Below are 13,885 nucleotides of genomic sequence, written 5' to 3' on the forward strand. Positions count from 1 at the left end.
GATCAATCCTCCGCTCGTGTTGCCGACGCGGCGCTCCGCGGCGCCGCCCCGTATTGCCGACGCCACCGTGCGGCCCGAGCCGCCTGTTCTCCCAGCCACCGGGCTCCCGGCGACGCAATCCGACACGCGCTAGCCTCGAATGGTGAAAAGCGACAGGAAGCCCGACGGAACGGCCCAGGGGAGAGCCACCACCGGCCGGCCCCTCGGCGGCCCCGCCAGCTCCATCGGTCCCCCCACCTCCACCGTCCCCACCACCGGCTTCGACGCCCTCGACCGCCAACTGGTGCATGCGCTGCAACTGGACGGCCGGGCGCCGTTCAGCCGGATCGCCGCCGTGCTCGGCGTCTCCGACCAGACCGTCGCCCGGCGCTACACCCGGCACCGCACCACCGGTGGGCTCAAGGTGCTGGGGCTGGCCGACGCCCGGGCGTTGGGCGAAATCGAGTGGATGGTGCGGGTCCAGTGCACGCCGGACGCGGCCGTCTCCGTCGCCGAGGCGCTGGCCCGCCGCTCGGACACCTCCTGGGTGAGCCTGATGTCCGGCGGCACCGAGATCGCCGCGGTCTGCCGCGCGGCGAGCAGCGACCACAGCGATGCGCTGCTGCTTCAGAAGCTGCCGCGCACCCCCAGCGTCGTCGGCGTCACCGCGCACTGCCTGCTGCACGAGTTCTTCGGCGGCCCGCAGGGCCTGATCACCAAGTCCGGCGCGCTCACCGACACACAGATCGCCGAACTGAGCCCGCCCCCGCCGGACCCGCCCGCCGCCCCGGTGACGCTCACCGACGCCGACCGCCGGCTCTTCGACGCGCTCGCCCAGGACGGCCGTACGCCCCTGGGCGAACTCGCCGCCGTCACCGGCTGGTCGCCCACCACCGTCCGCCGCCGGCTCGCGGAGCTGCGCGCGGACGGGGTCCTCTACTACGACGTCGATTACGACCTGCGGCAGTTCGGCCACGGCGTGATGGTCGCCCTCTGGCTGTCCGTCGCTCCCGCCGAACTCGCCGCCACGGGCGAGGCGTTGGCCGTCCACCCCGAGGTCGCCTTCGCCTGCGCCACCACCGGCCCGAACAACCTCTTCGCGTCCGTGCTGTGCCGGGACGTCGGCGCGCTCTATACGTACCTGACGACCCGGGTCGCGGCGCTGCCCGGCGTACGGGCGATGGAGAGCGCGCCCCGCATCCGCCACATCAAGGGGGCGGGCCCGCTGGTGCCCCTCTCCCCCGCGGCCTCCGGACGCCGCCGGTGAGGCCGCTGACGGAGCCGCCCCGCGGCGGCCGGCGGCCGTTCCCCGGCAACCCCCTGACCTGGGTGAAGGACTGGGTGCGCAGCAGCCCCGGCACCCATATCTGGCTGCTGGTCATCGGCATCACCAGCCTGGTCATCGCCTCCGCGTCCGAGGGGCTGGGGCAGTTCCTCGTCCACCGCACCAGCAGCAACATCCACGAGCTGAACGAGCATCCGCTGCCGTCGCTGCTGATCAGCGGCTTCTGGATCGAACGCCCCTCGTCGTACCTGCTCTACGTGGTGATGTTCGAGCTGGTGCATGCCAACGTGGAGCGCTGGACGGGCAGCGTGCGCTGGCTGCTGACCGTCGGCGGTGCGCATGTCGCCGCCACCCTCGCCAGCCAGGAACTCGTCCTGCTGGCCATCGAGGGCCACCGGCTGCCGCGTTCGATGACCCATGTCGTGGACATCGGTGTCTCGTACGGGCTGGCGGCGGCCGCCGGTGTGCTGACGTACCGGCTGCGGCCGCCCTGGCGCTACGGCTATCTCGCCGCGGTACTGGTCTTCTTCGCGGTTCCGCTGCTGACCGGGGCCTCGTTCACCGACTTCGGCCATGCCATCGCGCTGGTCATGGGCTTTGCGGCCTGGCCGCTGACCCCGGCGGCGGCCGAGGGGACACCACCGGAGCAGGAGGACGGCGAACGGCCCGCGGAACCGGAACCACTCCGGGATCCGGCCGCGCAACCACCCCCGAAGCAGGAGCCGGAGCCGGAGGGCCGTCAGGAGAGGTAGAGCCGCTCCAGCACCACCGCGATACCGTCCTCCTCGTTGGAGGCGGTGAGCTCGTCCGCGACGGCCTTCAGCTCGTCATGGGCGTTGGCCATCGCCACTCCGCGAGCGGACCAGGCGAACATCGGGATGTCGTTGGGCATATCGCCGAAGGCCAGCGTCTCCTTGGCGGTCACGCCCAGCCGGCGCGCGGCCAGCGACAGTCCGGTGGCCTTCGACAACCCCAGCGGCAGCAGCTCGACGATGCCCTCGCCGGCCACCGTCACGCCCACCAGATCCCCGGCGACCTGACGTGCGGCCAGCGCCAGCGCATCGTCGTCCAGGGTCGGATGCTGGATGTAGACCTTGTTGAGCGGCGCCGCCCACAGCTCGCCGGGGTCGTCCATCATGACGTTCGGCAGCGGGCCTTCCTGGACGCGGTAGCCGGGGCCGACCAGCACCTCGCCCTCCAGGCCGTCCCGGCTGGCCGCCAGATGCAGCGGGCCGACCTCCGCCTCGATCTTGGCCAGCGCGAGACCGGCCAGCTGGCGGTCCAGCGTCACCGACGTCAGCAGCCGGTGCTCACCGGCGTGGTAGACCTGACCGCCCTGTCCGCACACCGCAAGGCCCTTGTAGTCCAGGGCGTCGAGGATGTGCCGGGTCCAGGGCACGGCCCGGCCGGTGACGACGATATGCGCCGCACCCGCCGCGGTGGCCGCGGCGAGCGCCTGGCGGGTGCGCTCGGAGACGGTCTCGTCGTGGCGCAGCAGCGTCCCGTCGAGATCCGTCGCGATGAGCTTGTAGGGCTGCGGAGCGGATGAGCTCACTTGGCGACGGGCTCCAGGATCTCCCGGCCGCCCAGGTAGGGGCGGAGCACCTCGGGGACGCGCACGGAGCCGTCCGCCTGCTGGTGGTTCTCGAAGATCGCCACGATCGTGCGCGGAACGGCGCAGAGCGTGCCGTTCAGGGTCGCCAGCGGCGAGACCTTCTGCTTGCCGTCGACGGTCTCGCGCATCCGGACGGAGAGCCGCCGCGCCTGGAACTCGTCGCAGTTCGAGGCCGAGGTCAGCTCGCGGTACTTGCCCTGGGTGGGGATCCAGGCCTCGCAGTCGAACTTGCGGGAGGCCGAGGCGCCGAGGTCACCGGTGGCGACATCGATGACCTGGAACGGCAGCTCCAGGCCGGTCAGCCACTGCTTCTCCCAGTCCAGCAGCCGCTGGTGCTCGGCCTGGGCGTCTTCCGGCGCGACGTAGGAGAACATCTCCACCTTGTCGAACTGGTGGACCCGGAAGATGCCGCGGGTGTCCTTGCCGTAGGTGCCGGCCTCGCGGCGGAAGCACGGCGAGAAACCGGCGTAGCGCAGCGGCAGCTTGGCGCCGTCCAGGATCTCGTCCATGTGGTACGCGGCGAGCGGGACCTCGGAGGTGCCGACCAGGTAGTAGTCGTCCTTCTCCAGGTGGTAGACGTTCTCCGCGGCCTGGCCGAGGAAGCCCGTGCCCTCCATGGCGCGCGGGCGCACCAGGGCGGGGGTCAGCATCGGCGTGAAACCGGCCTCGGTGGCCTGCGCGATGGCGGCGTTGACCAGCGCGAGCTCCAGCAGCGCGCCGACGCCCGTGAGGTAGTAGAAGCGGGAGCCGGACACCTTGGCGCCGCGCTCGACGTCGATGGCGCCGAGCAGCTCGCCGAGCTCCAGGTGGTCCTTGGGCTCGAAGCCCTCGGCGGCGAAGTCACGGATCGTGCCGTGCGTCTCCAGGACGGAGAAGTCCTCCTCGCCGCCCACGGGTACGTCGGGGTGGACGAGGTTGCCGAGCTGCCGCAGCAGCTGCTGCGTCTCTTCTTTGGCCTCGTCCTGTGCGGCGTCGGCGGCCTTGACGGCGGCGGACAGCTCACCGGCCTTCTTCAGCAGCACGGCCTTCTCGTCGCCGGCGGCCTTGGGGATGAGCTTGCCGAGCGCCTTCTGTTCGGCACGCAGCTCGTCGAAGCGGACGCTGGACGACCTGCGCCGCTCGTCGGCGGAGAGAAGCGCGTCGACGAGTGCGACGTCCTCTCCACGGGCGCGCTGGGACGCGCGCACACGGTCGGGGTCCTCACGGAGCAGGCGAAGGTCAATCACCCCACCAGGCTACCGGGCCGCGCCTCACCCCTCGACGCGATATTCCCCGGCATGTCGTTTTGCCCGTTTTGGGGTTGTTTATTCCCTTGAGGCGAGCGAGGGGAGGAGGGGGAAAACGGGCGGGGAATTCTTGCGCATTCCAGGGTCGCGGTGGTCCGGCGGCGGACTTTCCCGCGGTCGGCCAGGAGCCTTTGCGGCGGCCCGCGGGGGACTTCGCGGTGTCCGTCACGAGATCTTCGCAGTGTCCGCGATGGGGCTTTCGCGGTCTCCGTGCCGGCTGATCCATGGTGTGGACAAGGGGAGTTGGGGGGGCCTCGGAGGGGGTTCCAGGCTGTGGTTATCCCCCGGGACCCCCTGGTTGTCCACAGGGGGGCGGGGTTTCGGGATTCTTATCCACAGGCTGTGTGTGAGATCTGTGGAAGTCGGAGCTGATCATTTCGCTCCCGAAATGCTCGGCTATGGATTCCCTGCCCAAACCCCGTTCACGCACTCTTTCGTGTGGGATTACCTCGCCCTAAAGGATTGATCGCGTGAATTGTGCTGACGGTGTCCGAGGTGGGGTGCTGTGGAATGGTGTGCGGTCAGTAGGGCGATATGTCGACTCTGTCCGACTCTCGTGTCGACTTACCCACAGGTCGAGAACCGAGCCTGTGGATAACTTTGTGGATAACCCACAGGTCGTCCAAAGCCGCAGGTCGTGCCGTTCCGCAGCGCCCGTCGGCTCCGCCGAGGAGCACCCGGATCCGCCTCAGCCCCGCCCGTCCAGACAGCGCGACAGCCAGTCCGACGCCTCGCTGAACGCGGTGTCCGTCATCTCCCGCCGCACGGTCGGCGGCACCGCGTCCGCCCGCGGATACGAACCGAGGAACCGCACCTCGCGGCAGACCCGCTTGAGGCCCATCAGGACCTCGCTGACCCGGCGGTCGGTGACATGCCCTTCGCAGTCCACCGAGAAGCAGTAGCGGCCGATGCCCTCGCCGGTCGGCCGGGACTCGATCCGCATCATGTTCACCCCGCGCACCGCGTACTCCTGAAGCAGTTCGAGCAGGGCACCGGGGTGGTCCTCGGCCAGCCACAGCACGACCGAGGTCTTGTCGGCGCCGGTGGGCGCCACGGGCCGGGCCGGGCGGCCCACCAGTACGAAGCGGGTGGCCGCGTTCTGTGCGTCGTGGATATCGGTGACCAGCGGCTCCAGGCCGTACGTCGCCGCCGCGAACTCGCCCGCGAACGCGCCGTCGTAGCGGCCCTCCTGCACCAGCCGCGCACCGTCGGCGTTCGAGGCCGCGGACTCCCATACGGCCTCCGGGAGTTGGGCCGCCAGCCACTTGCGCACCTGCGGCTGGGCGACCGGGTGCCCGGTCACCGTCTTGACCTCGCTGACGACCGTACCGGGGCGGACGAGCAGCGCGAAGGCGATCGGCAGCAGCACCTCGCGGTAGATCATCAGCGGCTCGCCGGAGGCCAGTTCGTCGAGGGTGGTGGTCACCCCGCCCTCGACGGAGTTCTCGATCGGCACCAGCGCCGCGGCAGCCTCACCGGCGCGCACCGCGTCCAGGGCGGCGGGCACCGACACCATCGGCACCAGCTCACGGGTCGCCGCCTCCGGAAGGGTGCGCAGCGCGGCCTCTGTGAACGTGCCCTGGGGGCCGAGATAGGTATAGCGGCTGGCCGACATGGAAACGGACTCCCTCGCGTAGCTGCGGGGGCACCCCGCCGATCTTCTCCCTGTCCCGCCACGATACCCAGCCCTCCGGAGGCCGGGCGGGACTTCCCTGGAGGGCCGGGACCGGCCGCTCACCGGGGCCGTCCCGGCCGCCGTCTCCCGGGAGGCCGGCTCTCCGCGGCTGCTGACCAGGGGGCCGGTTCCCGGCGGCCGCCTCCTGGCCGGGGGGCTCAGCCCTCCAGCAGCGGGCGGCCCACGTAGTCGCCCGGCTCGGCGGCCGGGGGCACCGCGTACAGCCCGCTCGCCTCGTGCCGCAGGAACCGCGACAGCGCGTCCCCGCGGTCCAGCTTCCGCTGGACCTGGGTGAAGGCGCGCAGCGGGTCGGCCTGCCAGCAGATGAAGAGCAGCCCGGCGTCCGGGGCGCCGTCCTCCCGGAACCCGTCGTGGAAGGAGAACGGGCGGCGCAGCATCGCCGCGCCCTGGTTGGACTCCGGCGCCGCGATCCGCGCATGCGCATTGGCCGGGATGACCGGCAGCCCGTCGGGGCCGCTCGCGTCCAGCCGCATCGGGGTGGTCTCGGAACCTCCGGTCAGCGGCGCCCCGTTGTCCTTGCGGCGCCCGATGACCTTCTCCTGTTCGTGCAGTGAACGCTTCTCCCAGTCGTCCAGCAGCATCCGGATCCGGCGGACGACGGCGTACGAGCCGCCGCGCATCCAGTCCTGGTCGGCGTCCCGGCCCACGAAGATCCGCTCGTCGAAGTCCCGGTCCGACGGCTTGGGGTTGTTGGTGCCGTCGATCTGGCCCATCAGGTTGCGGGCGGTCATCGGGCGCGCGGTGGCCCCCGGTGTGCGGTTGAAGCCGTTCATCTGCCAGCGCAGCCGTGCCGTGCCGGCCGCGTCCTTCTGGAGCGCGCGCAGCGCATGGAAGGCGACCAGCGCATCGTCGGCGCCGATCTGTATCCACAGATCGCCGTTGCTGCGCTCGGGATCCAGCGCGTCGGCGGAGAAGTCGGGCAGCGGGTCGAGCGCTACGGGGCGCCGCTTCGTCAGGCCCGTACGGCCGAAGAAGCTGGGCCCGAAGCCGAAGGTGACGGTCAGCGAGGACGGGCCCGCGTCGAGCGCGACCCCCGTGTCGGCGTCCGGGGTGTGCCCGGCCATCAGCTCCTCGGCCGTCCGCGACCAGCGGCGCAGCAGCGCGGCCGCGGCCTTGCGGTCCGCGCCCGGTGCCAGGTCGAAGGCCACGAGATGCCCGGTGGCCTGCAACGGGGTGGTGATCCCCGCCTGCTGCCCGGCGTGCGCCGTCCGGAACGGAACCTCGGTCGAGCCGATGGTGGTCACGGCCTTGGCGGCGGCGTCCTGCGCGGCCGACTGCCCGGCGGTGGCCCCGATGGCGCCACCGGCCCCGCCGACGACCAGCCCGGCCGCGCCCGCCGCGCCGACGGTGCCGAGCAGCCGGCGGCGGGAGAACTCCAGGGCGGGGGCGCCGTCGGCTTCGGGCGCCGGGGCTGCGGCCGGTGCGGGCACGGTTGCTCTGCCGCCCGGCCCGGCGGACTGTGCGCCCGGGGCCTTCTTCCCGGGCGCCTTCTTGCGGGACGTCTGCTTGCTCATCAGCCGATCTTCACGTTCTTGATCTCGGTCACCTGGTCGATGTCGGAGGTCCGCACGAGCAGCGACAGCTGCCACTGCCCGGGGACCGGCAGCTGGACCCCGTTCGCGCGCCAGCGGCCCTTGCCGACGTGCTTCGGGACGACCGGCAGCGGCCCGATCTTCTTGGCCTTCTGGGTGAAGGAGACCTTCACCTCGGGGACGTCGACGGCCTTGCCCGAGGGGTCCGAGATCCGCAGCCGCAGCGCGTTGGCGCTGCCACTGCGTCCGGGGTCGAGGTCGAGGCGGGCGGTGCCCTTGCCGTGCGGGCCGCCGGTGTCGAACGGGATGCTCAGCACCTGCGGCTGGTTGCCCGTGGTGGACTGCCCGCCCGCGGTGGCCTTGACCGCCTCTTCGGTACGGGCCGGCTCGGTGGCGGTCAGCACCGTGGTCACCACGAGCACGACGACGGCGACCGCCGCCTCGGCCAGCACGGACCGGCGCAGCCCCAGCCGCTCCGGATCGGCATCGCGCTCCCGCTTGGTACGGGCGGTCCGCAGTGCCGCCTGCTGACGGGCGAGTTGGGCGGCGCGGGCGGGGTCGGGGGCTTCCTCGCCGGCGGTCGCTCCGTCAGCGGAGGGCTCCCCGTCAGCGGTGGTGTCTGCGGCGGGGGCCTTGTCACCGGAGGGGGCACTGTCACCGGTGTGGGCCCCGCTATCGGTGTGGACCCCGTTACCGGCGCGGGCGGCCGCCGAGGCGCCGACGGTCGCCTTCTCGGCCGTCCTGTCCTTCTCGGCCGCTCCGTCAGCCTCCGCCGCCCGAGCCACCGGAGCCGGGGCCGTGGAAGCCTTGGCCTCCGCGGGCCGGGCCTCCGCCGCCTGGACCGCGGATGCAGCGACCTGCGCCGTCCGGACCTCCGCCAGCCGTCCCGTCCACCGCCGCGACACCCAGGCGATCCCGACGAGCACCACGACCAGAGCCGCCTTGAGCAGCAGCAGCCACCCGTACGTGGTGTCGGTCAGCGCGCGCCAGGAGCCGACCTGCCGCCAGGACTGGTAGACGCCGGTGGCCACCAGCACCACCACGGAGCCGAACGCGATCCGCGAGAAGCGGCGTACGGCTGTCCGCTCGACGGGCGGCCCCCAGTACAGGGACACGACCAGCGCCGCCAGTCCGCCCAGCCAGGTGGCGACCGCGAGCAGATGCAGCACATCGACCGGCATCGCGACGGCCGGCTGGAGACCGGTCGAGGCGTGTTCGGCCAACGCCCAGGTCGCCGCGAGTCCGGCGGCGACGATCACGCCGCCGATACCCAGCCCGAAGGTGAGGTCCTTGCGCTGCCTGGCCTGCTCGGCGGCGTTCACGGCCGGCTGCCCGGCGCCCTCCGCGGCCTTCTCCGCACCGTCCGCGGCTGCCTCACCCGCCTCGCCCGGCCCGCTGTCCTTTGCCGACTCCTCCGCCGACTCCTCCGCCGGCTCCTGGAGCCGCGCATACGTCCCGAAGAGCACCGCCACGAACAGCGCCGCCGCGGCGAGCAGCAGCAGCCGGGAGATCAGCGCCGCGCCCGGCTTGGTGATCAGTACCTGCTGGAGACCGCCGAGGTCGAAGGCGTCGGCGAGATCGCCGGACCCGGTGTACGGGGTGCGCAGCAGCAGCATCGCGACGGTGGTGCCGGCCAGCAGCGCCCAGCCCTGCACGACCAGCCGCTGCACGGACCGTACGAGGGCCGCGGCCGGCCGGCAGGCCAGCACGAAGGCGGCGCCGCCGACGAGCAGCACGAACCCGGCGTAGGCGAGGTAGCGGGCGATGCCGTAGAGCGCGCCGGCCAGACCGCCGCCGACCTTCTGCTCGGGCACCGGGGCGGCCGTCTTGGAGGGCGCGCCGACCGAGAAGGTGAAGGCGCCGGCCACGGGGTGGCTGTCGGCGGAGACCGCCTGCCAGGTGACGGTGTACGTACCGTCGCGGAGCCCCGGCGGCAGCCCCGCACCGTATTTGACGATGCTGTCGCTGCACAGGTTGCGCAGCTTGCCCCGGTCCACCCGTTTGCCCTGCGGATCCAGCACCCGGATCGAGTTGTCGCCCATCGCGACGCCCTCGGAGAAGGTGAGCGTCACCTGCTCGGGGGCGCGGTCCACCACCGAGCCCTGCGCGGGCGTGCTCCCGGTCAGCGCGGCATGCGCCGAGGCCGGAGCGGCGCCGCCGAGCGCGCCGATCAGTGCGCCGGCCAGCGCCACCGCGACGACCAGCAGGCGCAGCACGGCGGACCGTCGCGGCCGAAGCCCGGTGGTGACCATAGTGATCGCTCCCCTTACTCCCGTTGTGTGTACCGGCCGGCGTGGTGCTTCCGGCCGCTGCCGGCTTCTTCGGACCGCGGGTGCTTCTCCGGAATCCGGCTAGTGCTTCGGCTGGTAGTCGGCGGCCTTGACCGGGACCTGCACCCTGACGGGGTCGGCGGCGGTGAAGTGCAGCGTGACGGTGAAGGTGTCGCCCTTGCCCGGCTTGTTCTTCAGCCCCATGAACATCAGGTGGTTGCCGCCGTGGCTGAGCCGGAGCGTGCCGCCCGCCGGGACAGGCAGGGACTCGACCTGCTCCATCTTGCTGCCCACCGTCTTGTGGATCGTGATGGCCTTGGCCAGGTTGCTGGTGACCTCGGTGAGCTTCTCGGCGGTGTCGCCGTTGTTCTTGACGGTGAGGTACACGCCGGCCATCTGCTCGGTGACCGGCTGCGGCATGTACGCGCCGGTGACCTCGATCTTCGGGGAGCTGTCCCCGCCGCAGCCCGCCAGCGTGAGACCGGCTGTCAGGGTGAGGGCGGCGGCGAGCTTGGTGCGGCGGTTCACGGGTTCTGCCCCTTGACGATCTTCGGAAGTGCCTTGGTGTAGTTGTCGGAGGTCGCCTCCTGCATGCCCATCCAGTGGACCTTGTCGTCCTTGGGGGAGCTCAGCAGGACCTGCGCGCCGTGGGTGGAGACGACATCGCCGTTCTTCTTCTTGACCGGCTTCTCGATCCCGATGTTCACGCTGCGCGCGCCGGCCTGGATGGTGTCGAACTTGCCGGTCAGGCCGACGAAGTCCTTGTCGATGCCGGCGAGCCACTTCTTGAGCGCGGCCGGGGTGTCACGCTCCGGGTCGGAGGTGACGAAGACGACCCGCAGGTCCTTCTGTTCGGCCGGCGGCAGCTGCTTCACCGCGACCGCGATGTTGGCCATCGTCAGCGGACAGACGTCCGGGCAGTTGGTGTAGCCGAAGTAGACCAGCGTCGGGTGGCCCTTGGTCTTCTCCAGCAGGTCGTACTTCTTGCCGTCGGAGTCGGTCAGGACGAGGTCCGGCTTCTCCATCGGGCTGTCGAGCGTGACGATCGGCTTGGCCGCGGTGCCGCCGGAGACGTCGGCGGCGGGCTTGCTCTCGTCGCTGTTGCAGGCGGTCAGGCTGAGGGCCGCGGCCGCCGCGAGGGCGGACGCGAGCAGGGTCCTTCTGTGCATGGCAGATAAATCCCGTGTCTTTGGTTCCCGTTGGTGCGGGAAGGGGTGGGCGGGCCGACGCGGTTCAGGCGCCGGCCCGGCCGGTGATCAGGCGCTGCGGCGCCGGCCGGCGAACACGCCGAAGCCGACCCCGATGATGCCGACGACGATGCCGATGGCGCCCAGGACGCGCGCCGTGGTGTCACTGCCCGACGCGTCCGCGGCGGCGGCCGTGTTCTTCATGCCGGCCGTGGCGCTGGCCTTGTCCGCCGCGCCGGCGGCGCCGTGGCCGTCCTCCTCGGCCGCGCTGAGCTTGAGGACCGGCGCCGGGTTCTCCGGCTCCGGGGCGCCCTCCTTCGTCGGCTCGATCCAGCGCACGACGTCCTTGTTGTCGTACGTCTGGAGGGCCTTGAAGACGACCTCGTCGGCGTCCTCGGGCAGCTGCCCGACGGAGACCGGGAACTGCTGGAACTGGCCGGGCTCGACGCCCTTGTCCTCGGCGGTCCAGGTGATCTTCGAGGGCGCCTCGGTGATCTTCTCGCCGTGCATCTCGATGGGCTTGGCGAGCTTGGTCTTGGTGACGTTCACCTTCCAGCCGGGCACCGGCTGCGGCATCACGGACGCCAGCGGGTGGTCGGTCGGCAGCGTGACCTCGAGCTTCACCGTCGAGGCGTCGTCCTTCTCGTTGGGCACCTTGAAGTTGACGGTCGCATAGCCGCCCTTGGCGGCCGGGCCCGCAGGCTGCACGCTGACGTGCGCGAAGGCCGGGCCGGCGAGCAGCAGCACACTGCCGGCCGCGGCGGCGCCCACGAGCGGCAGCCGCCGCGCGAGCCGGCGCGCGGACGACCCGTTCGACTGCTGCTGCGACATCTTCGCCATCTTCGAGTTCTTCGACATCGGAAAACACTCCACAGGAAGGAGAGAGGTGCTGGTGACGGTGCAGGTGGCGCGCGTGCGACAACGGCGCGTGAGCCCGTACCCGTCCTGTGGGAGCGTGCTTCGCGTCGTCAGGCCGCGAGGGCGAGGGTGGGTGGCCCACGCCTCACGACACTGTGGTGGAGTGCGAGGTTCTTCGGGCCGGGTTTGTCATCCCCGTACGAAACGGGGGCGCGCAGCGCATCGTCGTGCGCTGCTTCCAGGCCCGTGAGCAGGGCACGGATGAGGGCGAGCGCCCCGCGCACCGCACCGACCAGTGCCTGTACCGCCATCTCGTACGCCGCCGGAGCCGACAGCCGCACCAGCCGCCACAGGGCCGCCTCGCCCCGCCGCAGCAGCCAGCCGACGGCGAGCGCGGCGAGCAGATGTCCCAGCACCATGGGCAGCGACGGCAGCAGTGCATGCGCCATCGCGGGGTCGGTGGCGGCCGTGCCACCGGCCGTCCCGGTCCCGGCCGGTGCGGCCGTCCCGGCACCGGAGGCCGTATCGAAGCCGCCCGAAACGAGAATCCGGCGCGCCTCCGCGCCGTCCGCGGGCCCGCTGCCGAGCCCGCAGGTCACATGCCGGGCAAGGGCGATCGCCGCCCGGTCCGAAAGCCCGCCGGTGCCGCCGGTGCCGCCGGCACCGTCTCGCGCCATGGCGGACATCGGGAGCTGGCCCCAGGTGAACAGCGCGTGCAGGGCGAGCTGCCCCACGGCGAGACCCGTGGCGATCTCCGGCAGCGAGCGTTCCCGCCCCGCCATCGGAGCCGCGACCGCGAACACCGCGGCCGCCGCGACGCCCAGCGTCCACACGGGGATGGCGGTGCACGACGCGGCGATGTGCCCGCCCGCGGACAGCGCAACACAGACCGCGGTGAAGACCGCGGCCCTCAACAGCCGAAGATCGGCGGCTGCGCGCGCTGTGGAGGCGGGCGGTGGAGTCATGGCCGCGCCATCATCCCACTGCCCCTGCGCGACGCCTACGCCAGGTCGGCGCCGAGCGGGCGCCCCGCGAGGTGTCCAGGGAGGCAGACGGGGCGCGCGGCAGCGCATGGGCGGCGCTTCGCCTACACCGATGCGCTCGCTCTTCGCATCCGCCGAATGAGCGGTATCACGTCCCGGACATGCTTACGGACCATGCGGCGCGGCAATAGGTATCGATATGTCGAGCCGCGGCCAGGAGGCTGGAGCGATGAGCATCTGGTGGTCACTCCATTTGCGCCGTGAGGCCGCGAGCGTGCCGCTGGCCCGTCGTCTGCTCCTGGGCACGATGGAGACAGCGGGCGTCGACCCGGACATCTGTTACGACCTCGCGGTGGCCCTCTCCGAGGCCTGCGCGAACGCCGTGGAGCACGGCGGCGACGCCACCGAGGACTACCGCGTCACGGCCTTCATCGACGGCGACACCTGCCGTATCGAAGTCACCGACTCGGGCCCCGGCTTCCGCCACTGTCCCGCGCCCCCCGCCCCACCCCATACCGCAGCGGACCGCGCCCTCCCGCCGGCCCCCGTGCCCACCCCCGCACAGGCCCCCGCCTTTGCCGAGGACGGCCGGGGGCTCTTTCTGATCGAGGCCCTCACCGACCACGTCCGCTACCGCAACCGGACGGGCCGCCCCGGCGCGGTCGTCAGCTTCGACAAGATCCTCAAGTGGCGCGAGGGGGCGGCGCTTCCTCTGGCGTCGTGACCGGTCGGACGCGATGACTCCGGCGTCTGCCCGCGGGTGCTGCCGGTGGTCGATGGGGTGCCCCCACATGAGCCGTGGGACGGCCCGGTCGCATTCGTCTCACCGCTGCCGCCACTGACATTTCCGGTCCTCCCCATGGGACCTTTCTGCGCGACCTCTTACGGCCGTGCTTCTTGTCCATGGAGCGAGAATCAGGAAATACCAGCGCCCCCTCACCAGGACCATGACGACTGCCGCCGAAGGGGACAGAAGTGCCCTCAACCAGGACAGCGGCAGAGCCTCCGGCTCGTTTCCCTTCTCCTGTGGCGGTGCATTTTCGATCCCGCTGACACTGCCAGCCCGTCGACACTTGCCGCCTGTGAATACTCTGTGAATGCGCCGTAAAAGATGTAACGGAGATGGAGAAATTCCGGGTGAAGCATCGGGGTGGCGGCCCGGCCGCCCATAACGCCTCTTGCGCCATGCCGCAG

The 13,885-nt window shown here is 71.7% G+C and carries 12 protein-coding genes; 3 read left to right on the forward strand and 9 right to left on the reverse strand.

Annotated elements, in window-relative coordinates:
* Positions 1-139 precede the first annotated feature (139 nt).
* Entirely contained in the window at positions 140-1,246 is a 1,107-nt protein-coding gene (locus K7C20_RS19500; RefSeq protein WP_078952842.1) for an Lrp/AsnC family transcriptional regulator, read from the forward strand.
* 5 nt (positions 1,247-1,251) lie between these two features.
* Positions 1,252-2,016 (forward strand): rhomboid-like protein, encoded by a 765-nt coding sequence (locus K7C20_RS19505; RefSeq protein ID WP_053208536.1) that lies wholly within the window; start codon positions 1,252-1,254, stop codon positions 2,014-2,016.
* Here K7C20_RS19505 and K7C20_RS19510 read toward each other — a convergent pair.
* From K7C20_RS19510 to K7C20_RS19550, 9 genes are all read right to left on the reverse strand, one after another.
* Positions 2,004-2,819: an HAD family hydrolase gene (locus K7C20_RS19510; RefSeq protein ID WP_030075890.1), complete on the reverse strand. Its 816-nt coding sequence runs from the start codon at positions 2,817-2,819 to the stop codon at positions 2,004-2,006. The two genes, K7C20_RS19505 and K7C20_RS19510, sit on opposite strands and share 13 nt — an antisense overlap.
* Positions 2,816-4,105: a serine--tRNA ligase gene (gene serS / locus K7C20_RS19515; protein ID WP_053208532.1), complete on the reverse strand. Its 1,290-nt coding sequence runs from the start codon at positions 4,103-4,105 to the stop codon at positions 2,816-2,818. The genes K7C20_RS19510 and serS overlap by 4 nt, the downstream gene beginning before the upstream one ends.
* A 748-nt stretch (positions 4,106-4,853) precedes the next feature.
* The gene (gene pheA, locus K7C20_RS19520; protein ID WP_030075896.1) at positions 4,854-5,780 is read right to left on the reverse strand and encodes a prephenate dehydratase; all 927 of its coding nucleotides are present in this window, start codon (positions 5,778-5,780) and stop codon (positions 4,854-4,856) included.
* 218 nt (positions 5,781-5,998) lie between these two features.
* Positions 5,999-7,375, reverse strand: a complete 1,377-nt coding sequence (gene efeB, locus K7C20_RS19525; protein WP_167352485.1) for an iron uptake transporter deferrochelatase/peroxidase subunit — start codon at positions 7,373-7,375, stop codon at positions 5,999-6,001.
* On the reverse strand, positions 7,375-9,645 hold the full coding sequence (locus tag K7C20_RS19530; protein WP_053208533.1) for a copper resistance CopC/CopD family protein: 2,271 nt from the start codon (positions 9,643-9,645) through the stop codon (positions 7,375-7,377). The genes efeB and K7C20_RS19530 overlap by 1 nt, the downstream gene beginning before the upstream one ends.
* A 99-nt stretch (positions 9,646-9,744) precedes the next feature.
* Positions 9,745-10,191 carry a copper chaperone PCu(A)C gene (locus K7C20_RS19535; RefSeq protein ID WP_030075904.1) on the reverse strand — a complete coding sequence of 149 codons (447 nt, stop codon included), beginning with the start codon at positions 10,189-10,191 and terminating at the stop codon, positions 9,745-9,747.
* The gene (locus K7C20_RS19540) at positions 10,188-10,832 is read right to left on the reverse strand and encodes an SCO family protein (protein WP_030075905.1); all 645 of its coding nucleotides are present in this window, start codon (positions 10,830-10,832) and stop codon (positions 10,188-10,190) included. Before K7C20_RS19540 ends, K7C20_RS19535 begins: the two co-directional genes overlap by 4 nt.
* An 87-nt stretch (positions 10,833-10,919) precedes the next feature.
* Positions 10,920-11,708, reverse strand: coding sequence for a YcnI family copper-binding membrane protein (locus K7C20_RS19545; RefSeq protein ID WP_078952843.1), 789 nt, complete (start codon positions 11,706-11,708; stop codon positions 10,920-10,922).
* A 110-nt stretch (positions 11,709-11,818) separates the two neighbouring features.
* Positions 11,819-12,673: a hypothetical protein gene (locus K7C20_RS19550; RefSeq protein WP_030075908.1), complete on the reverse strand. Its 855-nt coding sequence runs from the start codon at positions 12,671-12,673 to the stop codon at positions 11,819-11,821.
* 247 nt (positions 12,674-12,920) lie between these two features.
* Here K7C20_RS19550 and K7C20_RS19555 point away from each other — a divergent pair, with 247 nt between their 5' ends.
* Positions 12,921-13,415, forward strand: a complete 495-nt coding sequence (locus tag K7C20_RS19555; protein ID WP_222892632.1) for an ATP-binding protein — start codon at positions 12,921-12,923, stop codon at positions 13,413-13,415.
* The last annotated feature ends 470 nt before the right edge of the window (positions 13,416-13,885 follow it).

It is taken from the genome of Streptomyces decoyicus (assembly GCF_019880305.1).
GTDB lineage: Bacteria > Actinomycetota > Actinomycetes > Streptomycetales > Streptomycetaceae > Streptomyces > Streptomyces decoyicus.

Coding starts and splice junctions, on each gene's coding strand:
- K7C20_RS19500 (WP_078952842.1), top strand. CDS start 140: ATGGTGAAAAGCGACAGGAAGCCCGACGGAACGGCCCAGGGGAGAGCC.
- pheA (WP_030075896.1), bottom strand. CDS start 5,780: ATGTCGGCCAGCCGCTATACCTATCTCGGCCCCCAGGGCACGTTCACA.
- efeB (WP_167352485.1), bottom strand. CDS start 7,375: ATGAGCAAGCAGACGTCCCGCAAGAAGGCGCCCGGGAAGAAGGCCCCG.
- K7C20_RS19530 (WP_053208533.1), bottom strand. CDS start 9,645: ATGGTCACCACCGGGCTTCGGCCGCGACGGTCCGCCGTGCTGCGCCTG.
- K7C20_RS19540 (WP_030075905.1), bottom strand. CDS start 10,832: ATGCACAGAAGGACCCTGCTCGCGTCCGCCCTCGCGGCGGCCGCGGCC.
- K7C20_RS19545 (WP_078952843.1), bottom strand. CDS start 11,708: ATGTCGAAGAACTCGAAGATGGCGAAGATGTCGCAGCAGCAGTCGAAC.
- K7C20_RS19550 (WP_030075908.1), bottom strand. CDS start 12,673: ATGACTCCACCGCCCGCCTCCACAGCGCGCGCAGCCGCCGATCTTCGG.
- K7C20_RS19555 (WP_222892632.1), top strand. CDS start 12,921: ATGAGCATCTGGTGGTCACTCCATTTGCGCCGTGAGGCCGCGAGCGTG.